We start from the raw sequence: 22,855 nt of genomic DNA, 5'->3' as shown, positions 1-22,855 counted from the left end.
ATGATCAGGAGCGGTAATCCGCATTGATGGCCACATACTCCTTACTCAGATCCGTGGTCCAGACCGTTTCCTGCTTATCACCCCGGTTAAGGATAATACGGATAGTGATCTCTTCACGATTCATCACCGCCTGTCCGGCGGCCTCGGTATAACTGGCAGCCCGGCCACCGTTTTCGACAATACAGGCCTCTCCCAGCCAGATCTGGAGAGTATCAACATCCAGATTTTCAATCCCGGCATAACCAACCGCCGCCAGAATCCGTCCCCAGTTAGGGTCGCTGGCAAACAGCGCGGTTTTAACCAGCGGTGAATGAGCAACCGCATAAGCGGTTTTCAACGCCTCTTCCGAGCTGGCGGCCTGTTCAACACTGATGGTGACAAATTTAGTTGCCCCTTCGCCATCACGGATAATCGCCTGAGCCAGTTCCAGCAACACCTTATCCACCGCGGCGCCAAACTGAGCCAGCAGTTCGCTGTTATCCTCTGTCACCTCTACCCCGCTGGCACCGGTCGCCACCAGCATGCAGGAATCGTTGGTGGAGGTATCACCATCGATGGTGATACGGTTAAATGACTGGTCTGCGGCACGGCTTAGCAATGATTGCAGCAGCGCAGGCTCAACTTTTGCGTCCGTCGCAATATAAGCCAGCATGGTTGCCATATTGGGCTTGATCATACCGGCGCCCTTTGAGATACCGGTCAGGGTGATCACCTGCCCCTGGTGTTCCAGCTGCATCGAATACGCTTTTGGCCGGGTATCAGTGGTCATAATCCCGCTGGCGGCTTCCAGCCAGCCATCATCAGACAGCGCATCAAACGCAGCAGGCACGGCGCTGATAATACGATCAGTGGGTAGTTTTTCACCGATCACCCCGGTCGAGAATGGCAACACCTGCTGAATAGCAACACCGCCCCGATCTGCAACCGCCTGACAGACATCCAGAGCATCCTGATGCCCCTGTTTACCTGTCCCCGCATTGGCATTACCGGTATTGATCACCAGATAGGATGGCATCCCCTGCTGCAGATGTGTCTTACAAATTCTCACCGGTGCAGCGCAAAACTGGTTCAGGGTAAAAACCCCTGCAGTGCTGGCGCCCTCTGCGATCTCCATCAGCACCAGATCTTTTCGCCCAGGCTTTTTAACCCCAGCCGAAGTTGTACCGATACGAAAACCTGCAACCGGGTGCAGCGTTGGAAGCGTGCCAGGACCTACTGCCATTACAGACTCCTTAAACCTTATTAATCTATAGACAAAAAGAAAGCAGCTTCGCTGCTTTCTCTGTATTAATCAATCACCAGATCAGGGTAAATACTCAATATTAGCGATCAGCTCAGTTTACCGTGACACTGCTTATATTTTTTACCGGAACCACAGGGACAGGGATCATTACGCCCCACTTTCTTACCTTCGCGAACAAAAGGCTCTGCGCCGGCAACGGCTTCCTCATCGCCGGCTTCATCAGCCGCCATCGCGGAGGACTGGTCGTGCTGGAAATTCATCTGCTGTTGCGCCGCCTGTTCACGTCGCTGACGCTCCATCTCTTCAATCTCTTCGGGCTGTCGCACCTGCACGTGACTGAGGATCTTAATCACATCGGTCTTGATATTTTCCAGCAGCTGCTCAAACAGGATAAAGGATTCACGCTTATACTCCTGTTTCGGGTTTTTCTGGGCATAGCCGCGCAGATGGATACCCTGACGCAGCATATCCATCGATTGCAGGTGCTCTTTCCACAGCGTATCCAGCACCTGCAACATCACCTGTTTCTCAAACAGGCGCATATTTTCTACCCCGACAATCGCCGCTTTGGCCTGATAATCCTCAACGATATCCCGCAGAATGCGCTCACGTAGCGACTCTTCATGCAAGGTATCATCTTTATCCAGCCATTCCTGCACCGGCATCTCCAGACCAAACTCAGACTGCAGATGCTTTTCCAGACCTGGGATATCCCACTGCTCTTCCAGACTCTGCGGCTTGATATAGTCACTGATCGCATTATCAACCACCTCAGCACGAATCGCCTCGATAGTCTCGGAAATATCATTAGTGGCCATCAGTTCATTGCGCTGATCATACACAGCACGACGCTGATCATTGGCAACATCATCATATTCCAGCAGCTGCTTACGGATATCGTAGTTGCGCCCCTCGACTTTACGCTGAGCTTTCTCGATCGCATTGGAGACCATCTTATGCTCAATCGCTTCACCCTTCTCCATTCCCAGGGCTTTCATAAACTGACGTACCCGGTCGGAAGCAAAGATCCGCATCAGATCATCTTCCAGTGACAGGAAGAAACGGGATGAACCGTTATCACCCTGACGACCGGCACGACCCCGCAGCTGATTATCGATACGGCGTGATTCATGACGCTCGGTACCAATAATATGCAAGCCACCGGCTTCCAGCACCGCATCATGCCGCGCCTGCCACTCGGCTTTAGCCGCGGCAATCTGTTCCTCAGTCGGGTTATCCATCCCCTCCAGAACGGACTCGAACTTACCACCCAGCACAATATCGGTACCCCGGCCCGCCATATTGGTAGCGATTGTCACCGCCCCCGCACGACCGGCATCCGCAATAATCCCTGCCTCTTTACCGTGATTTTTGGCATTCAGTACATTGTGGGGGATTTTTTTCTTCTTCAGAAATGCTGAGATCAGCTCAGAAGACTCAACCGATGCAGTACCCACCAGCACCGGACGTTTCTCTTCAACGCAGTGTTCAATCTCTTTGAGGATAGCTTCATATTTCTCTTCGATAGTGAGAAATACCAGATCGTTATAGTCGATTCGGGCCACCGGCACGTTAGTCGGAATAACCACAACATCCAGACCATAGATCTGATTAAGCTCGAACGCTTCGGTGTCCGCTGTACCGGTCATACCGGAGAGTTTGTCATAAAGACGGAAATAGTTCTGGAAGGTCGTCGACGCCAGCGTCTGGCTCTCCTGATTGATATGGACGCCCTCTTTGGCCTCCACCGCCTGATGCAAGCCTTCTGACCAGCGGCGTCCCGGCATAATACGGCCGGTATGCTCATCAACAATCACCACTTCGCCGTCCTGAACGATGTAATCTACATCACGCTGAAACAGGTTATGCGCCCGCAGTGCTGCGAGAACATGGTGCAGCAGGCTCAGGTTTTGTGGCGCATACAGGCTTTCGCCCTCTGCCAGGATCCCCTCTTTGGCGAGCATATCCTCAATCCGCTGATGGCCCCGCTCGGTCAGCTCAACAGTACGGTTCTTCTCATCAACCGCAAAATCGCCATCGATCGCTTCATCACTTTTAGGATCGATCTCACCCTCATACTTTTCCAGCCCCGGAATCAGAGTGTTCATCTTGCGATACATCTCTGAACTGTCTTCCGCCGCTCCGGAGATAATCAGTGGGGTACGCGCCTCATCGATGAGGATGGAGTCCACCTCATCCACCACGGCAAAATAGAAATCCCGCTGAACTTTATCCTCGACACTGAACGCCATATTGTCGCGCAGATAGTCAAAGCCAAACTCGTTGTTGGTGCCGTAAGTGATATCAGCATGATAGGCATCCCGCTTGGTTTGCGGATCCTGTCCCGACAGAACCACACCCACACTCAGCCCCAGGAACTCATACAGTGGGCGCATCCACTCAGCATCACGACTGGCCAGGTAGTCGTTGACAGTAACAACATGCACCCCCCGCCCCGCCAGCGCGTTGAGATACACCGGCAGCGTTGCCACCAGGGTTTTACCCTCACCGGTACGCATCTCAGCAACTTTACCCTCATGCAGGGTAATACCACCGATCATCTGCACATCGAAGTGACGCATCCCCATCACCCGCCGTGACGCTTCCCGGACAACCGCAAAAGCTTCCGGCAAAATCGCATCGAGGGATTCATTCTGTTCAAGACGTGACTTGAATTCCGCCGTCTTCGCCTTCAGGTCATCATCGGAGAGTTGTTCAACTTCGCTTTCATAGCTATTGATCTGTTTAACGATCTTACTCATCTGTTTGAGTACACGCTCGTTTTTGCTACCAAAAACCTTCTTTAACATCGAAGTGAACATAATCTGATTATTTACCTGTTAGAAGCGGCGGTCTTAGGCCGGTTAAAGTATTAAATTAACGCAACATTCTACCTCTATTGGGGCATCAAATTGAATCTCAATAGGGATATTTTTTTTGCGGATATATCGACCTTAAAAAAAGTAAAAAGCCGGACTCTGGAGTCCGGCTTTCAGCCTGTTAATGCGAATCAGCTTACCGCTGCTGGCTGCAGATATGAGATAGGCACTGCTTGCTCGCGCCCCTCAAAGGTTACAATCTCCCAGGCATCCTCTGTTTCCAGTAGTTTGCGCAGCAGCAGATTGTTCAGATAGTGGCCGGATTTAAAGCCGTGAAACTCACCAATCAGACTCTTGCCCAGCAGGTAAAGATCACCCACCGCGTCCAGCACTTTATGCTTAACAAATTCATCGTCATAACGCAGACCATCCTCATTGAGGATGCGGTAATCATCCACCACAATCGCATTATCCATGCTGCCACCCAGTGCCAGATTCTGAGCACGGAGGTATTCGATATCCCGCATAAAGCCAAAAGTACGGGCCCGGCTAACCTCTTTTACAAATGAGGTGCTGGAAAAATCCAGACTGGCTTCCATGTTTCGGTCAGCAAAAGCGGGGTGATCAAAATCGATGGTAAAGCCAACCTTGAAACCATTAAACGGTTTAAAGGTAGCGATCTTGTCCTCAATCTGAACAGTGACCTCTTTCCTGATCCGGATAAACTGCTTCGGCGCATTCTGCTCCTGGATACCCGCAGACTGAATCAGGAAAACGAATGGCGCGGCACTGCCATCCATAATCGGCACCTCTTCGGCACTCAGCTCTACATAGGCATTATCAATCCCCAGTCCGGCCATTGCCGACAGCAGATGTTCAACGGTGGAAACGCGCACATCGCCCTTCTGCAGATTGGTCGACAGTGTCGTATCACCTACATTTTTTGCCCGTGCGTGGATCTCTACAGCCGGCTCAAGATCCACCCGACGAAACACAATACCGGTATCCACAGGCGCTGGCTTCAGAGTCAGATACACTTTCTGACCGGTGTGAAGGCCTACGCCCGTTGCTTTAATGCTGTTCCGTAATGTACGTTGTCCGATCATATTGTCTGCCAAGGCTCTTTGGTGTGTCTCTTTGGTGTGTCGCGAATTAGCGCGCCATATTAACAAAAATACCGCTATATCAGCAATAACTGATTCGCGTAACCCCTGCAACATCAGGCTTTCCAGCGGACTGCTTAATCCGCCTGACGCCGCAGAAATGTCGGGATGTCCAGATAGGTCTCAGTTTCCCCTTGTGTGCCACTCTTCGACTCCTGATTTCCGGAAAGTTCCCTGTGTGGCACTCTATTTTTTTCAGCGCTGATATGGTCTGCCTTACGCCGGTGTACTGCGGGCAGCTCCAGCTGATTCAGATCAAGCTGACCATCGGGTTTACGGTTGTTGCTGACCACCTTAACCGTGGAATCTTCCTGCTTCGCTCTCTGCAGGCCGGTCGCCACGACGGTCACCTTAATATCATCCACCATTTCCGGATCGATAACGGTGCCCACCACAACAATGGCATTATCAGAAGCAAACTCTTCGATCACCTGACCCACATCGCTGAACTCACCCAGGCCGAGATCCAGACCGGCGGTGATATTCACCAGAATACCCCGGGCCCCCATCAGATCGACATCTTCCAGCAACGGACTGCGAACAGCCGCTTCAGCCGCTTCAATCGCCCGGTTTTCACCCCGTGCCATGCCGGTCCCCATCATCGAGGTACCCATCTCTGACATCACCGTACGCACGTCAGCAAAGTCGACGTTGATCATTCCCGGACGGATAATCAGATCAGAGATCCCCTGCACCGCCCCTTTAAGGACATCATTCGCTTCATCGAACGCTTTCATCAGGGTGCAGTTTTTGCCCAGTACCTGCAGCAGTTTTTCGTTGGGCACGATAATCAGCGAGTCAACATGCTCGGACAGCTCTTTGATCCCCTGATCGGCGATCAGCATCCGCTTCTTACCCTCGAACGGGAACGGCTTGGTCACTACAGCAACAGTGAGAATACCCAGCTCTTTAGCCACCTGAGCCACAACAGGCGCTGCACCGGTACCGGTACCGCCTCCCATGCCGGCGGTGATAAACACCATATCTGCACCGCTGAGCATCTCAACAATCTGATCACGATCCTCCAGAGCCGCCTGACGACCGATATCCGGATTGGCCCCCGCACCCAGCCCCTTGGTGATTTCGCCACCCAGTTGCAGAACACTGCGTGAGCCCATATTGTTGAGCGCCTGAGCATCGGTATTGGCACAGATAAACTCAACTCCATCAACATCCGATGAGACCATGTGCTGTACGGCATTACCACCGCCACCACCGACGCCAATCACCTTAATGACAGCGTTCTGTGCGATATTATTAACTAGTTCAAACATATCCCTTCCCTCCAGGTTCAGTGCCCAACCCGCACCTGTTTTTTTGTTGCGTTCTGTTTCATTGCTGTCTGTCACATCCTGTGAACACATCAATCACCGGGGTTAATACTCTGCCCCACTAAACTTGTCTTACGCGACCTCTCTGTCTGCGTCGAATTTCAGTTAGTAACTCATCAGAAGTTCCCCTGGAACCAGGCTTTCATCCGGTTCAGTACATTAGGTCGCTCTATCACATCTTCAACCACTACCGCTTCACCCAGATGCTGAATATCCTGTTTGGCGTATTGCAACAGACCGATGCCGGTGGCGTAGATCGGGCTGTTAAGGATATCCCCCATGCCCCGCACCCCTTTTGGCAACGCCAGTCGCACCGGCATATGGAAGATCTCTTCCGCCAGTTCCACCGCCCCTTCCATCTTCGCCGTGCCCCCGGTCAGTACTATCCCCGCGGCCACCAGATCTTCAAAACCGCTGCGACGCAGTTCCGCCTGCACCAGGGTGAACAGTTCGTCATAGCGCGGCTCAACCACCTCTGCCAGCGCCTGACGGGATAAGTCCCGCGCCGGACGATCACCGACACTGGGCACCTTGATGGTGTCCTCGGCACTGGCCAGCTGAGCCAGCGCACAGGCGTACTTGATCTTGATCTCTTCCGCATGGGGCGTCGGTGTGCGCAGCGCCATGGCAATATCGTTGGTCACCTGGTCACCGGCAATCGGGATCACCGCGGTATGGCGGATCGCGCCGCCGGTGAAGATAGCGATATCGGTGGTGCCGCCCCCCATATCCACCATGCAGACACCCAGCTCTTTCTCATCCTCGGTCAATACCGAATAACTGGATGCCAGTTGTTCCAGCACCGCGTTGTCCACCGCCAGACCACAGCGCTTAACGCACTTCTCAATGTTCTGCACCGCATTCACCGCGCCGGTCACCAGATGCACTTTGGCTTCCAGTCGCACTCCGGACATCCCCAGCGGTTCGCGAATGCCCTCCTGGTTATCGATGACATACTCCTGCGGCAGGATATGCAGAATTTTCTGATCCGCTGGAATCGCCACCGCCCGGGCCGCATCAATCACCCGCTCCAGATCATGCTCCATCACTTCACCGTCGCGAACGGCAACGATGCCGTGGGAGTTCATGCTGTTGATATGGCTGCCGGCGACCCCCACGGTCACCGAGTGGATCTTGCAGCCCGCCATCAGCTCGGCCTCTTCCACGGCCCGCTGAATGGAGTGCACGGTGGATTCGATATTCACCACCACACCCCGCTTCAGCCCCCGCGACTCATGGGAGCCAATACCAACGATATCGATCGTGCCATCCAGGCCAACCTCGCCCACCAGACACACCACTTTCGAGGTGCCTATATCCAGTGCCACGATCATATTATTTCCAGGCTTCATCGCCATATTCACAGTATCAACCTTTTTGTTGTTCATCTGTGGCCGCCTCAGGGCGCCACTTAACGGCAATGCCGTTGTTATATCGAATATCGATCTGTTCTATCCGCCCGGCGTCAGCTTCCGCCTGCAATCGCTGCTGATAGACCGTCAGAAACCGTTCCAGTCTGGCCACCACCTGGTCCCGTCCCACCACAACTTTAATGCCGTTATTCAGCATCAGGGTCCAGGCCCCCCGCGCTTCCAGTTTCAGCTCAACCAGCTGCAGGCCGGCGTTGCGCAGCATCTGATTCAGATCGTAATACTCCGACATCATCATCGCAGTATTACCGGAAGGCCCTGTCAATAGCGGCAGAGTGCTGTATCGGGCGACCTGATCGGGCCAGAAAATATCCCCCTCATGATTCAACAGAGCATCATCTCCCCAGCGGGCAACCGGAACCTCCTCTTTTATTTGCAGGTAGAGGGAGGCAGGCCAGCGCCGACTCACTCCCACCTGATACACCCAGGGGTTCTTCTGTATACCCGCCTTAACCGCGTCCAGATCGGCGCTCAGCAGCCCCCCCTTCATCAGGGCAACGGAGCTGGCCGCCAGCTGCGTCCGGTCCAGATGTTCTGTATTCCCCTCAAAAGTAACCCACTCTACCGGCTGATCCAGCCAGTGATAGAGCGAGCTGTAGCAGTAATTACCCAGGGCAATAAACACCGCCAGTGCCGTCAGTATGGTGGCGGGTTTGATCCACCAGTCACCATCAATACCATGCCAGCGCGCAGTCTCCTCTGTCGCGGCCAGCGGCTCACGTTCTGTCCCATCAGCGGACGCTTTGCTTTTCTGCTTCAGCAGACGCTCATCGGCAACCGCAGACCGTTCCGATCTCCAGAAGCGTTTTTTAGCGCCACGGGGTTCTGTTTTCCTGTGAACAGTGGCAGAAGCTCCCCTTTTAGGCGGCTCCGCTTGCTGTTCAGCCTGTGAAAACAGTTTTTTTAACATGCTTCAGAGGCTCCCCCGCAGAATGGTGACCACCAGCTCCTCAAAGCTGATACCCGCTTCCCGGGCAGCCATCGGTACCAGGCTGTGATCGGTCATCCCCGGAAGCGTATTCACCTCCAGCAACTGAAAGCCCCGTTGCTGATCAAGCATTACATCAACCCGTCCCCAGCCACTGCAGCCGACCATATCAAACGCCTGTTCTGCCAGATGTTTGAGCTCAGTTTCCTGATTCGCTGCCAGCTCGTTATCAAAGTGGTACTGGGTATCACTGGCCTGATATTTGGCGTCAAAGTCATAAAACTCATGGGGTGTTTCCAGACGAATAACCGGCAGCGCCTGGCCATTCAGGACCGCAATGGTAAATTCAGGACCACTGATCCAGCTTTCAACCAGTACAGCCCGATCGAACTGCCGGGCCGCACCAATCGCCTGTGCTAACGCCCCGGCATTGTCGACCTTACTCATACCGATGCTGGACCCTTCATGGGCAGGCTTAACAATCATTGGAAAACCAAGCTGATCTGCGATCTGCTGCAGATCTGAGTTTTCATCTGGTACGACATAGGCCGGGGTTGGCAGACCTGCAGCACTCCAGATCTGCTTACACTTAACCTTATCCATCCCCAGGGCTGACGCCATAACACCACTGCCAGTATAGGGTTTACCCATGATCTCCAGCACTCCCTGGATCGTGCCATCTTCGCCACCACGGCCGTGCAGAATCAGAAACGCCCGGTCAAATTCAGCGTTTTGCAACTGCTGCAGCGGGTCGGCACCCTCAGCACAGAGATCGATACCAAAGGCATCAACATTGGCCTGCAACAATCCTCGCAACACCTCTGCACCACTTTTCAGGGAGATACTGCGCTCCGCCGAAGAACCACCATAAAGCACCGCAACCCGGCCAAACTGGCTACGCTCCTGCGCACTAATCATAAAATTCGTCATCAATCTGCCTCCGCCGCCACAGTCAGATCAAGTTTGGAAAGCTCATGTGCCAGAGCGGTGATATTTCCCGCGCCCTGAGTCAGTAGCAGATCTCCCGGCTGCAGCAGGTTGTGTAACAGTCCGGGCACCGCAGCGACAGACTCAACAAACACCGGATCAACACTGCCCCGCTGACGGATACTTCGACACAAACTGCGACTGTCGGCCCCTGCTATCGGCTCTTCACCCGCAGCAAAAACCTCCATCAACAGCAGCACATCCGCTTCAGACAGTACCTGGACAAAATCCTCATAAAGATCCCGGGTACGGGTATAACGATGGGGCTGATTGATCATCACCAGACGCTTATCCGGCCATCCCTCTTTCACAGCACGGATCGTTGCCTGAACCTCACGGGGGTGGTGACCATAGTCATCCACCAGCATCGCCGTGCCGCCCTTAACCGGAATCTCGCCCAGCACCTGAAAGCGGCGACCAACCCCCTCAAACGTTTGCAACGCATGGCAGATCGACTGATCATCGATCCCTTCATCAGTCGCTACCGCGATGGTAGCCAGAGCGTTCAGGACGTTATGTCTGCCGGGCATATTCAGTGTCACCTGCAGATCGTCCCGTCCATCTGGCCGTTTAGCCGTGAAACGGGTTTTCAAGCCGTTCTGAACGATATTTTCTGCGCGGTAATCCGCCTCGCTATTAAACCCGTAGGTGACAACTGGCCGGCCGACATCGGCAATAATCTCTTTGACAACCGGGTCATCGGTGCACAACACCGCAAGTCCATAGAACGGCAGGTTATGCAGGAAGTCGATAAAGGTCTGCTTCAGCTTGCCAAAGTCCCCCCCATAGGTGTCCATATGATCGGCATCGATATTGGTGACAATCGCCACCATCGGTTGCAAATGGAGGAAGGAAGCATCACTCTCATCTGCTTCAGCGACCAGATAGCGGCTGCCGCCCAGCTTCGCGTTGGTTCCGGCACTATTCAGCCGCCCGCCAATCACAAAGGTAGGATCAAGGTTGGCTTCTGCCATCACCGATGCCAGCAAACTGGTGGTGGTGGTCTTACCATGGGTGCCTGCCACCGCAATACCATGACGATAGCGCATCAGTTCGGCCAACATCTCGGCACGACGTACAATAGGAATACGTCGTTCGCGGGCTGCGCTCACCTCCGGGTTATCATCCCGAACCGCCGTGGAGGTGACCACCACATTGGCGGCGGTAATATTCTCCGCAAGGTGTCCGATAAAGATCTCTGCGCCCATTTTCTGTAACCGTTCCGTGGCGGCTGAAGTTTTAATATCTGAACCGGAGATCTGGTATCCCTGGTTAAGCAAAACCTCAGCAATACCGCACATACCCACGCCGCCAATACCCACAAAGTGGATTCTGCGAATACGCCGCATCTCAGGTACTTCATAAACTTCTGTCGTATTCTCAGTCACTTTTTCATTACCTCCAGACAGATATCGGCTACCGTTTGACTGGCGTCAGGTTGTCCCAGTTGACGCGCTTTCTGCGCCATCTCTAACAGCACCTGCCGGTCATTCAGCTGCTCTGTCAAAATATTGATCAGCCGGTCCCGATCCAGATCTTTCTGCTGCACCAGAATCGCAGCGCCCGCTTCAGCCAGAAACCGGGCATTTCCCGTCTGATGATCATCCACCGCAAAGGGAAAAGGCACCAGTACAGAGGCCACCCCGGCAATGCTCAGTTCGCTGACTGTCAATGCGCCTGACCGGCACAGCACCAGATCTGCCCAGCCGTAAGCTTCATCCATCCGCTCAATGAAGGGCACCACCCGGATCGTTTCCCGCTCAGCAAGTCCAGCCGCCTGATACAGCGCCTGAGTCTGCGACAGATTCCGCTTACCCACCTGGTGCAAAACCTCCAGCTCACAGCTATCTGGCAACTGGCTTAAAACCGCGGGAAGCAACTCATTGATGGCGGTCGCCCCCAGGCTGCCCCCCACCACCAGCAAGCGAACAGGTCCCTGGCGTCCCTCAAAGCGTTGTTCGGGTGCGGGCAGATTGAGAATATCGCCGCGCACCGGATTACCCACAACGGTGGTTGTAAATTTGCCGCGAAATGCGCCGCCAAACGCCTCAAGCACCCGCCGGGCCATCCGTGCCAGAATTTTATTGGTCATTCCGGCACAGGCATTCTGCTCATGCACTACAACCGGAACCCCGGTCAGCCAGGCGGCCAGTCCGCCAGGCCCCGAAGCAAAACCACCCATCCCCAACACCATGTCAGGTTTAACCCGGCGCAACACAACCAGCGCCTGATATAAAGCGTGCAGCAACCGCAAGGGTGCCATCAGTAAGCTTAACTTCCCCTTACCCCGCAAACCTTTTACATCGATACAGTGCAAGCGGATATCCGCAGCGGGAACAACATCGGCCTCGATACCCGCTGCAGTCCCCAGCCACTCGACAGACACACCTTGATGACGCAGACAGTCAGCAGTCGCCAGTGCAGGAAACACATGACCACCAGTGCCGCCTGCCATAATCAGTACTGTGCGATTATTTTTCATCATCAGCGCCCGCTGTCTTTTTTCGCTGCTTTGCCGTAGCCGGAGCATCCGCCAGCAACCTTTTCAACTCGTAATCAACCCGCATCACGATAGCGATCATGACACAGCTGACCACCAGACTACTGCCGCCGTAGCTCACCAGTGGCAGGGTCAGCCCTTTAGTTGGCAATGCCCCCACATTAACTCCGATATTGATCAGCGCCTGACCTGTCAGCATGATGGCGAAGCCATAGGAGAGATAGGCCATAAAAAACTGCTGTAGTTTTTCCGCTCTGCGACCGATACGAAACATGCGCACGGCGATCAGGCCGTAAAGGCATACCACCAGCAGTGCAAACACCAGCCCCATCTCTTCGGCGAGAACGGAGAACACAAAATCAGTATGCGCTTCAGGCAGATAGAACAGCTTCTGAACGCTGTTGCCCAGTCCTTCGCCAAACCAGTCGCCCCGGCCAAAAGCGATCTGCGCCTGCGCCAGTTGATAGCCAGAACCAAACGGATCGGCCCAGGGATCAAGGAAGGTTTTCAAACGCACCACCCGGTAGGGCTGAAGCATCGCCAGTGAGGGGATCACAACGGCACAACCGATCACAATCAGGGCAAACTGACTGAACTTCATCCCGCCAAGAAAGATCATCCCCATCACACTGCCCATCAATACCACAGCAGCACCGAAGTCAGGTTCAAGAATCATCAGAAAGACAAAAAAAGCCAGTGGCAGCGCTGGCTTGGCTATCCCCTTCCAGCTGCTTCTGACCTCGGTCAGTCGCCGCACCAGATAACCGGCCAGATAGATCACCATGGCAAACTTGGCCACCTCTGATGCCTGAAGGTTTACCGGCCCCAGAGAGATCCAGCGAACCGAACCGTTGATCTCCCGGCCCACGGCCAGCACCAGTACCAGCAATATAAAGCCTACCAGCAACAACCAGGGGCCACTGCGCTGCCAGAAGCTGATTGGAATTCTCAGTACAACAATCGCCGCTGCTAGCCCCAGCAGAATAAATACACCGTGGCGAATCATATAGAAGAACGGATTATTGTTACGCACCGCGGCCACCTCAATCGAAGCGGAACTGATCATCACAAAGCCGATCAGGATCAGACAGAGCACCGCACTGACAAACAGCGGATCGAATGGCAGCACCCGGTTACGGGCAGTGACTGGGACAGTGGCAGCCATATTCATAGCGCCTCCACCGACTCAACAAAGGCATCACCCCGGGCCGGAAAACCGCTGAACATATCAAAGCTGGCGCAGGCAGGAGACAGAAGTACGATATCACCGGGCCGGGCCAGACGGGCAGCCAGTGAAACCGCCTCCGGCATCGTGGCAGCGTACTGCCCGGGCAGGCAACTGACCGCCTGATCAATCAGCCCACCATCCTGTCCGATCAGCACCAGAGCCCGCCCCGCTTGCTGCAACGGCTGGTTCAGATCACTAAAATCAGCCCCTTTGCCAACGCCACCAGCAATCAGCACAATTTTATTACCTGGGGCCAGGGTTGCCGCCAGCCCGTTAATTGCAGCGACCGTAGCCCCCACGTTGGTGCCTTTACTGTCATTAAAGAAGGCCACGCCCCCCTTATCATCAACCCACTGACAACGATGTTTCAGGCCGGTAAAGTTTTTCAGAGTGTGCAACATCGACTCCAGCGGGATACCGGCCGCCTCCCCCAGCGCCAGCGACGCCAGCGCATTGGCGATATTGTGTTGCCCCTGAATTTTCAGTTCACTGATCGCCAGCAAGGGTTTCAGGCCCCGGGCCAGGTACAACTCACCCTGCTGTTCCAGTAAACCAAACTGGTTAAGATCGGGGCGCCCCAGACCAAAACTGGAGACGTTAACACTGCTGCTCACCAGGGGGGATGTCAGCGGGTCATCACGATTGACAATAACGTTTGCGGCCCCCTTAAATATACGGTGCTTCGCCTGGTAATACTGTTGCAGGCTGTTGCTGTAACGGTCCAGATGGTCAGGGCTGACATTGAGCACCGTTGCCGCCGCTGCCCGCAGATCATTGACGGTCTCCAGCTGAAAACTCGACAGTTCCAGAACATAGAGCTGCTGTTCGCCCCCCACCAGCATATCCAGTACCGGCGTTCCCAGATTGCCGCCAATACCAGTATCAATACCGGCATCCAGCGCCATCTGCCCGACCAGCGTGGTTACCGTACTTTTGGCATTGGAACCGGTGATCGCAACGATCGGGGCGGTAACCGCCTGACAGAACAGATCAATATCACCACTGAGTTTTACCCCGGCGGCAACGGCAGCCTGAATCGCGGGCTGATCCTTAGCGACTCCGGGACTCAGCAGAATTTCGCCCGCCCGACACAGCAGTTGCTGATCCAGTGGGCCGCAATGCAACTCTGTCGCTGGAAACTCTGAGCGAATCAGGTCAAGATTGGGCGGCGCATCACGGGTATCAACCAGAACAAACGGAACACCTTTACGTGCCAGATAACGGGCGCAGGACAGCCCGGTCTGTCCAAGACCGATAATAATCCGCAGTTGATCTGTTGCTATCAGGCTCACAATCGCTCCGTTAACGTATTTTCAGGGTTGCCAATCCGATCAGAACCAGCACCACAGTAATAATCCAGAACCGCACAATAACGCGGGGTTCCGGCCAGCCTTTCAGTTCAAAATGGTGATGCAGCGGTGCCATGCGAAAGATCCGCCGTCCGGTCAGCTTGAATGATGCTACCTGGAGAATCACCGATACCGTCTCAATGACAAACACCCCGCCCATAATCATCAGCACCAGCTCCTGACGAACAATAACGGCGATAACACCGAGCGCAGCGCCCAGCGCAAGCGCGCCCACATCCCCCATAAACACCTGAGCGGGATAGGCGTTAAACCAGAGAAACCCGAGGCCGGCCCCGACAATCGAACCACAGATAATAATCAGCTCACCGGAGCCCGCGATGTAGGGTATATGCAGATAGCTGGCAAAATTGACGTTCCCCCCCAGATAGGCAAAGAACCCCAGCGCACCGGCAACCAGCACGGTGGGCAGAATGGCCAGACCATCCAGACCATCGGTCAGGTTAACTGCATTTGAGGTCCCCACAATGACGAAGTAGGTGAAGACGATAAAGAACACCCCCATCTCGATGGCAACATCTTTAAAGATCGGGATAATCAGTTGTGTCTCTGCGGGGCCATGGGCGGTGATATAAAGCACGATGGCGGCTCCCAGGCCACCAACCGATTGCCAGAAATATTTCCAGCGCGCCGGTAATCCCCGTGAACTCTTCTCGATCACCATCCGGTAGTCATCGACCCAGCCAACAGCGCCAAAGATAAAGGTCACCCCCAGAACGATCCAGGTGTATCGGTTACTCAGATCAGACCACAGCAGGCTACTGATCATAATCGCCAGGATTATCAGAGCGCCACCCATTGTTGGCGTTCCCGCCTTACTGAAATGGGATTCGGGCCCATCGCTACGCACCGTCTGACCAATCTGCTTGCTTTTCAGCTTGCGGATCAGCGCAGGCCCCAGCAATAGCGAGATCGCCAGTGCCGTCAGCACGCCAAGAATTCCGCGCAACGTCAGATAGCTGAATACGGAGAAAAAACTGTTATATTCAGCCAGCCAGTTGGCCAGAAGCAATAACATCAGTGACTACCCCCATCGGTAGAGCCTGTATTCGTCAGGCCAGTTACAATTTGATCCATCCCCGCACTGCGGGAGCCTTTTACCAGAACCGTGCGCGGACGCGATGGTAGCTGTTGCAGATAGCTGAGCAGAGCGGCTTTATCAGCAAAGTGTTCTGCTTTTTTGCCTCCGGCGGCATTAAACCCTGCATGGGTCGCGGCGCTGAGGGCACCGCACGTCAACAGCAGGTCAATTGGCCGACTAGCTGCAAACGCTCCCAGTTGCCGGTGTTGCTCCTCTGCGCCGTCACCCAGCTCGCCCATATCACCCAGCACCACCACCTTTTCACCAGTCAGCTCAGACAGCGTATTGAGTGCCGCCTTCACCGCATCAGGGTTGGCGTTATAGCTGTCATCAATAATCAGGGTGGAGCCGTCTGACTGAATCGGACGCATCCGCCCCGCAACGGCCTGGCATTGCCCCAGTCCCTGCGCCGCAGTCTCAGGCGGGCAGCCATCGGCCAGTACTGCGGCCGCGGCGGCCAGCGCGTTGGCAATATTATGCCACCCCATTACAGCCAGACTGACTGGATACTGTTGCCCCTGATAGTTCAGTTTGAAGGCATAACAGCCGTTGCTCTGTAAAAAGATATCTGAGGCAAACACAGACGCCTCACTGCGCTCTACTGAAAAGGTCATCAGCGGCTGCTGTTGCAACATGCCCAGCCAGATATCAGCATGGGGATCATCCAGGTTAACCACTGCCGTGCCACTATCAGATAGTCCTTCGAAAATTTCCGCTTTCGCCAGCACCACGCCTCTGAGGGAGCCAAACCCTTCCAGGTGAGCACCAAAGGCATTATTCAGAATCGCCACATCCGGCCGGGTCAGCTGGGTGCTATAGGCGATCTCATGGGCACCGCTGGCGCCCATCTCAATCACCCCATAACGATCACCGGCTGACAGCCTTAACAGCGTCAGAGGAACACCTATATCGTTGTTCAGATTGCCCTGGGTTGCCAGAGTCTGTCCCCGAAGCCGGTTAATAGACGCGAGCATCTCTTTTACGGTGGTTTTGCCACTACTGCCAGTCACGGCAAACATCGAACCGTTGAACCGTTGACGGTTATAGGCAGCGATATTGCCCAGCGCCATACGGGTATTACTGACCACCAACTGAGGCACATCAACATCGACCTCATGCTCAACCACTACCGCAACCGCACCCTCAGCGACCGCCTGTTTTACAAAGTTGTGGGCGTCAAAGTGTTCACCCCGCAAGGCGATAAAAAGATCACCACTGCCAATATGGCGTGTATCAGTGCTCACCCCCAGCACCTCGCAGCTTCCGCCAATCAGACGGGCTGACAGTGCTGGGGCCAGCTCACTCAGACTGAACGGACCGTTCATTGGGAACGCTCCTGTTTAGCAGCCGGTCTGGCTAATGCCTCTCTGGCAACCGCCAGGTCATCGAACGGCATCTTCACCCCTTGTATATCCTGATAGTTTTCATGCCCTTTTCCGGCGATCAATAAAATATCGTCTGGTTGCAGCAGCGCAATCGCCTGTTCAATCGCCCGTTTGCGGTCTGCTTCACAGGTCACAGAGGCGCTGCCGCTAAAGCCTGCCATAATCATTTGTATAATCTGCTGCGGATCCTCTGTGCGGGGGTTATCACTGGTGACCAGAATACGGTCAGCCAGTCGCTCCGCCACCTGCGCCATCTGCGCTCTTTTGCCGGTATCCCGGTCACCGCCGCAGCCAAACACACAGCAGAGCTGCCCCTGGCAATGACTCCGCAGGGCTTCAAGGGCTTTTTCCAGCGCATCCGGCGTGTGGGCATAATCCACTACCACCAGAGGTGTCTGACGGGATACCCGTTGCATCCGTCCAGCCACCGGTGTCAGGTGCTGCAATGCGCGCTCTATTTTCTCCTGCGGATAACCCATCTGCTCGGTGATAGCGATGGCCAGTAGCAGGTTACTCAGATTGAAGCGGCCGATCAGACCAGTATCCAGCGCAAAGGTTCCCTGCCCGGTCTCAATCCGGGCGACAATTCCGCTGGCCGACAATATCACTCCAGTGGCTCGTACTGCCGCCCGTTCAGACTCGCCAAAACCGATCCGGTCCTGACCATCTTTACGTGCCAGAATCGTTGCGCCAAAAGCGTCATCGGCATTCACCACCTGATGATCAATCTCCATCTCGAAAAACAACCGGGCTTTTGCCGCCCCGTAGCTGTCCATATCACCATGGTAATCCAGGTGGTCCCGCGACAGATTAGTAAACCCTGCCGCACTGAAGTGCACGCCGCTGATTCGCTGCTGATCCAGTGCGTGACTGGATACCTCCATCACGACGGCAGTTGCCCCTTCACTGCGCAGTTCAGCCAGCAGGCGATGCACACCAATAGCATCCGGCGTAGTATGGGTTGACTCCCTGAGCTGCCCCAGCAAACCATTCCCCACGGTCCCTATCAGGCCGCATACCTCGCCACAGCCCTGCAGCAACTGGGCGATATAGTGCGCGCTGGAGGTTTTACCGTTGGTGCCGGTGACACCCACCACCCGCATATGAAGAGAGGGTTCCCCAAAGAAACGTGAAGCTACCTCGCCAATCAGTGCCGCAACATCCGTTACACCGATCAGCGGGATAGTCACATCAATAGAGTCCGCTGCAGCCAGTTCTGCGTCATCAACAATCGCAGCAACTGCCCCTTCTGCTGCAGCGGAGCAAACAAAATCGATCCCTTTATGGTTCACACCATTACGGGCAAAAAACAGATCACCCGGTTTCACCTGACGGCTATCCTGACAGATACCGCCGATCTCCAGCTGTGCCAGATCACTACCAGCCAGTTGCGGCAACAACTCAGCCAGATGAAAACTGACCCGGCTCATTTCATCACCATCTGTGTCTGCACTGGCTGCCAGTTATCCGGCGCCACATTCAACATGCGCAGAGCGCCACCGACCACCCGCGAAAACAGCGGGGCGGCCACTTCACCGCCGTAATACTCCTGCCCTTTCGGATTATCCACCATGACCACTGCGACGATTTCAGGGTTATCCACCGGCGCGACACCGGCAAAAATGGATACATACTGATCATCCGCATAGCCGCCGGTGCCAACTTTATGCACGGTGCCAGTCTTACCCGCGACCCGGTATCCGTCGATGGCAGCCCGGCGTCCGGTACCACCAGCCTGGGTTACGGTTTCCATCATCTCCAGCACCTCCCGGGCGACCTTTTCCGGCATCACCCGGGTGCCGGGTTCAGGCCGGTCAAGCTTCAGCAGCGATACATGGCGCACCAGCCCACCGGTGGCGAATGGCAGATACGCCTGTGCCAGTTGCAATGGGGTTACAGAGAGACCATAGCCATAAGCCATCGTGGCACGTTCTACCTGCTGTCGTTCAGATAAATAGGGTAATACGCCCGGCTGCTCGCCAGGAAAACCGGTACCCGGCACCTGCCCCAGCCCGACATTCTGAAAAACATTACGCACAGCATCCCCATGCATGCTCAACGCCAGCTTAGTAACACCAACGTTACTGGATTTGGTAATAATCCGGCCCAGATCCAGCTCACCATAGTTTCGGTGGTCACGGATCGTATTCCCCTTCACCCGGATATAGCCAGGCGAGGTATCAATCACACTGTCAGGGGTATACTTACCACTCATCAATGCCGCCGCGATGGTCAGCGGTTTCATGGTAGACCCCGGTTCAAAGGTGTCGGTCACCGCCCGGTTACGCAGCGACTTCATATCACTGCCGAGATTGCTGCGATCATTCGGGTTGTAAGAGGGCTGGTTGACCATCGCCAGCACTTCACCGGTATGCACATCAAGCACTACCATCGCCGCTGAATCTGCTTTATGGGCCTGCACTGCAGCTTTCAGCTCCCGATATGCCAGATACTGCAACCGCAGATCGATACTTAGCTGCAGATCTTTACCCTGCACCATCGGTTCCAACTCGCGGATATGTTTAACCGTCCGACCGAGCAGATCCCGCATCACCAGTTTTTTGCCCGGTACACCCTGCAACCAGTCCTCAAACGCCAGTTCAATGCCTTCCTGACCAACCCCGTCAACACTGGTAAAGCCCACCAGATGCGTGGCAACCTCTGCAGCAGGGTAGAAGCGTTTATATTCACGATCTACATAGACACCTGGCATGTGCAGATCTTCAATCTGCTCAGCCTGAGCAGGCGTCATCTGCCGTTTCAGATAGATAAACTGCTTGTCTCGAGACTGTGCTACCCGCTTCAACAGGTCGGTTTTAGTGCTGTCGATCAGCGTCGTCAGTTTACTGATCGAAGCGTTATGCAGATCAAACTCTTTGGGGTTCATCCACACCGTTGAAACAGGTGCACTGACAGACAACGGCAGACCGTTGCGATCACTGATCATCCCCCGGTGGGCCGGAATCACCGCAGTACGCAGAACCCGGGCATCCCCCTGCTGCTTCAGAAACGCTTGCTCCTGCACATTCAGTGACAGCATCTTACCCGCCACCGCAGCCGCGATCAGCAACAGCAGCAAAAACACCAGCCATAAGCGCCAGCCCCTTGCAGCACGAGCTTGAAAGTCCTGCTCATCGCTCATCTCTGATCACCTCAACCTGCTCAGGAATACGCATTCCCAGGCGTTTAATTGCCACTGACTCAACCCGGTTATTCGCGGCCAGAGTCCCCTGTTCAAGTAGTAGTTGCCCCCATTCAACCTGCAACTCATCCCACTGCTGTACCAGCTCCTGCTGCTGGTTAAATAAGACCCGGTACTGATGTGCCGACCAGATCACCATCAACGATGACACCACCACCAGAGCAATCATGCAGAACAACATCAGCCCTGGCTTAACCAACTCGACAGGCGCTATCACATCATCAATCGGTTGCTCATCCCGGGTTCTCAGCCATCCAGGCAGCGTCACTCCCAGTTTCATCGTACTTTTTTCGCTACCCGCATAACGGCACTGCGTGAACGGGGATTATCCGACACCTCTTCCCGCCCGGCTTTGACCGCTTTACCCACCGCTTTCAGGCGGATATTCAACATATCATCGGTCACCGGAATACCCGGCGGCAGATGCTCATCGCCCTTGACATACTTGCGGATAAAGCGCTTTACAATCCGGTCTTCCAGAGAGTGAAAACTGATTACTACCAGTCGCCCACCGGGCTTTAACACCTCCAGCGCCTGATCGAGACAGTCTTCCAGGTCTTCCAGCTCCCGGTTAATAAAGATCCGGATCCCCTGAAAAGCACGGGTGGCTGGGTTTTTCCCTTTTTCCCATGCGGGGTTAGCCTCTGTAATAATTTTCGCCAGCCGGCCGGTGGTCACGATCGGTTCCTGCTCCCGCTCATTCACAATAGCCCGGGCCATCCGTCTGGAGTGACGCTCTTCACCGTAGGTATAGAGCACATCAGCAATCTCTTTCTCTGCGGCATGCGCAAGCCACTCGGCCGCGCTCTCGCCCACATCCGGGTTCATCCGCATATCCAGCGGACCATCAGCCATGAAACTGAATCCCCGATTCGGATCATCAAGCTGGGGAGATGAAACCCCCAGATCCAGCAATACACCATCAACCTTTCCCGCCAGCCCACGCTGACGAACAAACGCCTCCAACTGAGCAAATGAGCCCCGCTCAATACTGAAACGCGGGTCATCACCAAATCGTTCTGCGGCGCAGGCTATCGCTTCAGGATCCTTATCAATCCCCATCAGTTGCCCCTGCGCTGACAAGCGGCTCAACACCAGTGCAGAATGACCACCCCGGCCAAAGGTGCCATCGATATAAAAGCCATCCGGATCTTCAACCAGGGTATCCACAGCCTCATTCAGCAGCACCGTGATATGTTTATACTCTGCACTCATGTGCTAACCCCTGTCGGTTTAAAGTGATAAATTCTGTAACTCTTCTGGCAGTTCAGCACCACCATCGGCTTCTGCGAGATACTCTTCGCGGGTCGCCATCCAGCGCTCTTCGCTCCATATTTCAAACTTATTTCCCTGCCCCAGCAGGACGATCTTTTTATTAAGCTCCGCGTACTCGCGCAGTGGGGCTGGCAATAGCAACCGGCCATTACCATCCATATCCAGATCAGTCGCATGGCCTATCAGCAAGCGCTGAATACGCCGGGCAGCGGGATTAAAACTGGGCAAAGCCTCTATCTTCGCCTGAATCTCCTCCCATTCAGCCAGCGGGTAAAGCAACAGACAGCGCTCTTCGGTGTCAATCGTAGCAACCAGATGCCCACAGCAGTGCTCCGTGATCGCTTCACGGTAGCGTGCCGGTATGGCCATACGGCCCTTGGCATCCAGATTGATTGGATTAACACCCCTGAAAAACAAAAATAGCGCTCCCGGAAACCAGATTAATCCACAATTACCCACATTTTCCCACTAGTGCACACTATAGAAATTAACCTACAGGTTTGCAAGGGAGAAACTCCCCGAAACAAGCTTATAAAGCGACGGATTATTAGTGAGGCAAATACAGAAAAGCGGAGAGCGAAAGTGCCGGATAAAAACCGTTTGAATAACAGAGAGTTAAAAAATTGAACACCTACCAATCACAAACGAGATCACTGGCAAGATGAAAAAAAAGAAATAAACAGGAGACACAACAGATCAACGATAGAAATGCGGAACAAAGGACAACCCTCCCTTAACAGGAAGGAATATAAAATGTAGCGCTCGACGATAAGCCCTGAGCTTTTCTTGAGAGTTGTCGTGGACAATCATTCATCCATGAAAAAATTGTAGCGTTCGCCGATACGCCATGAGCTTTTCTTGAGAGCTGTCGTGGATAATCATTCATCGCATGAAAAAATTGTAGCGTTCGCCGATA

The 22,855-nt window shown here is 54.4% G+C and carries 18 protein-coding genes; all 18 read right to left on the bottom strand.

The genetic code is table 11. From position 1 onward, the window contains the following. Positions 1 to 4: 4 nt before the first annotated feature. Complete coding sequence (gene argJ / locus JW499_RS13745; RefSeq protein WP_205211143.1) at positions 5 to 1,222, bottom strand: bifunctional glutamate N-acetyltransferase/amino-acid acetyltransferase ArgJ; 1,218 nt, start codon at positions 1,220 to 1,222, stop codon at positions 5 to 7. Positions 1,223 to 1,329: 107 nt separating this feature from the next. Then, complete coding sequence (gene secA / locus JW499_RS13740) at positions 1,330 to 4,065, bottom strand: preprotein translocase subunit SecA (protein ID WP_205211142.1); 2,736 nt, start codon at positions 4,063 to 4,065, stop codon at positions 1,330 to 1,332. A 188-nt stretch (positions 4,066 to 4,253) separates the two neighbouring features. Then, the gene (gene lpxC / locus JW499_RS13735) at positions 4,254 to 5,168 is read right to left on the bottom strand and encodes a UDP-3-O-acyl-N-acetylglucosamine deacetylase (protein ID WP_205211141.1); all 915 of its coding nucleotides are present in this window, start codon (positions 5,166 to 5,168) and stop codon (positions 4,254 to 4,256) included. Positions 5,169 to 5,302: 134 nt separating this feature from the next. Next, the gene (gene ftsZ / locus JW499_RS13730) at positions 5,303 to 6,499 is read right to left on the bottom strand and encodes a cell division protein FtsZ (protein ID WP_205211140.1); all 1,197 of its coding nucleotides are present in this window, start codon (positions 6,497 to 6,499) and stop codon (positions 5,303 to 5,305) included. Between the two features lie 173 nt (positions 6,500 to 6,672). Further along, on the bottom strand, positions 6,673 to 7,944 hold the full coding sequence (gene ftsA / locus JW499_RS13725) for a cell division protein FtsA (protein ID WP_408627313.1): 1,272 nt from the start codon (positions 7,942 to 7,944) through the stop codon (positions 6,673 to 6,675). Beyond that, positions 7,925 to 8,896, bottom strand: a complete 972-nt coding sequence (locus JW499_RS13720; RefSeq protein WP_205211139.1) for a cell division protein FtsQ/DivIB — start codon at positions 8,894 to 8,896, stop codon at positions 7,925 to 7,927. The genes ftsA and JW499_RS13720 overlap by 20 nt, the downstream gene beginning before the upstream one ends. A 3-nt stretch (positions 8,897 to 8,899) precedes the next feature. Further along, the gene (locus tag JW499_RS13715) at positions 8,900 to 9,844 is read right to left on the bottom strand and encodes a D-alanine--D-alanine ligase (protein ID WP_205211138.1); all 945 of its coding nucleotides are present in this window, start codon (positions 9,842 to 9,844) and stop codon (positions 8,900 to 8,902) included. Further along, the gene (gene murC / locus JW499_RS13710; RefSeq protein WP_232846411.1) at positions 9,844 to 11,250 is read right to left on the bottom strand and encodes a UDP-N-acetylmuramate--L-alanine ligase; all 1,407 of its coding nucleotides are present in this window, start codon (positions 11,248 to 11,250) and stop codon (positions 9,844 to 9,846) included. Before murC ends, JW499_RS13715 begins: the two co-directional genes overlap by 1 nt. Positions 11,251 to 11,285: 35 nt before the next feature. Beyond that, positions 11,286 to 12,386, bottom strand: a complete 1,101-nt coding sequence (gene murG, locus JW499_RS13705; RefSeq protein ID WP_205211136.1) for an undecaprenyldiphospho-muramoylpentapeptide beta-N-acetylglucosaminyltransferase — start codon at positions 12,384 to 12,386, stop codon at positions 11,286 to 11,288. Next, on the bottom strand, positions 12,373 to 13,566 hold the full coding sequence (ftsW, locus tag JW499_RS13700; RefSeq protein WP_232846404.1) for a putative lipid II flippase FtsW: 1,194 nt from the start codon (positions 13,564 to 13,566) through the stop codon (positions 12,373 to 12,375). Before ftsW ends, murG begins: the two co-directional genes overlap by 14 nt. Positions 13,567 to 13,568: 2 nt before the next feature. After that, positions 13,569 to 14,921 (bottom strand): UDP-N-acetylmuramoyl-L-alanine--D-glutamate ligase, encoded by a 1,353-nt coding sequence (gene murD, locus JW499_RS13695; protein WP_205211134.1) that lies wholly within the window; start codon positions 14,919 to 14,921, stop codon positions 13,569 to 13,571. A 10-nt stretch (positions 14,922 to 14,931) separates the two neighbouring features. Further along, on the bottom strand, positions 14,932 to 16,014 hold the full coding sequence (gene mraY / locus JW499_RS13690) for a phospho-N-acetylmuramoyl-pentapeptide-transferase (RefSeq protein WP_205211133.1): 1,083 nt from the start codon (positions 16,012 to 16,014) through the stop codon (positions 14,932 to 14,934). Beyond that, positions 16,014 to 17,402, bottom strand: a complete 1,389-nt coding sequence (locus JW499_RS13685; protein ID WP_205211132.1) for a UDP-N-acetylmuramoyl-tripeptide--D-alanyl-D-alanine ligase — start codon at positions 17,400 to 17,402, stop codon at positions 16,014 to 16,016. The genes mraY and JW499_RS13685 overlap by 1 nt, the downstream gene beginning before the upstream one ends. After that, positions 17,399 to 18,892, bottom strand: a complete 1,494-nt coding sequence (locus tag JW499_RS13680) for a UDP-N-acetylmuramoyl-L-alanyl-D-glutamate--2,6-diaminopimelate ligase (RefSeq protein WP_205211131.1) — start codon at positions 18,890 to 18,892, stop codon at positions 17,399 to 17,401. The genes JW499_RS13685 and JW499_RS13680 overlap by 4 nt, the downstream gene beginning before the upstream one ends. Continuing rightward, positions 18,889 to 20,604 (bottom strand): peptidoglycan D,D-transpeptidase FtsI family protein, encoded by a 1,716-nt coding sequence (locus JW499_RS13675; RefSeq protein ID WP_205211130.1) that lies wholly within the window; start codon positions 20,602 to 20,604, stop codon positions 18,889 to 18,891. Before JW499_RS13675 ends, JW499_RS13680 begins: the two co-directional genes overlap by 4 nt. After that, positions 20,594 to 20,944 (bottom strand): cell division protein FtsL, encoded by a 351-nt coding sequence (gene ftsL / locus JW499_RS13670; RefSeq protein ID WP_205211129.1) that lies wholly within the window; start codon positions 20,942 to 20,944, stop codon positions 20,594 to 20,596. The genes JW499_RS13675 and ftsL overlap by 11 nt, the downstream gene beginning before the upstream one ends. Then, the gene (rsmH, locus tag JW499_RS13665) at positions 20,941 to 21,879 is read right to left on the bottom strand and encodes a 16S rRNA (cytosine(1402)-N(4))-methyltransferase RsmH (protein ID WP_205211128.1); all 939 of its coding nucleotides are present in this window, start codon (positions 21,877 to 21,879) and stop codon (positions 20,941 to 20,943) included. The genes ftsL and rsmH overlap by 4 nt, the downstream gene beginning before the upstream one ends. Before the next feature lie 18 nt (positions 21,880 to 21,897). Then, positions 21,898 to 22,356, bottom strand: a complete 459-nt coding sequence (gene mraZ, locus JW499_RS13660; RefSeq protein WP_205211127.1) for a division/cell wall cluster transcriptional repressor MraZ — start codon at positions 22,354 to 22,356, stop codon at positions 21,898 to 21,900. Positions 22,357 to 22,855 lie beyond the last annotated feature (499 nt).

The sequence above is a fragment of the Amphritea pacifica genome (genome assembly GCF_016924145.1).
Lineage (GTDB): Bacteria > Pseudomonadota > Gammaproteobacteria > Pseudomonadales > Balneatricaceae > Amphritea > Amphritea pacifica.
Note: the sequence above shows the minus strand (reverse complement) of the source record. Positions and strands in the feature narration are given on the sequence as shown.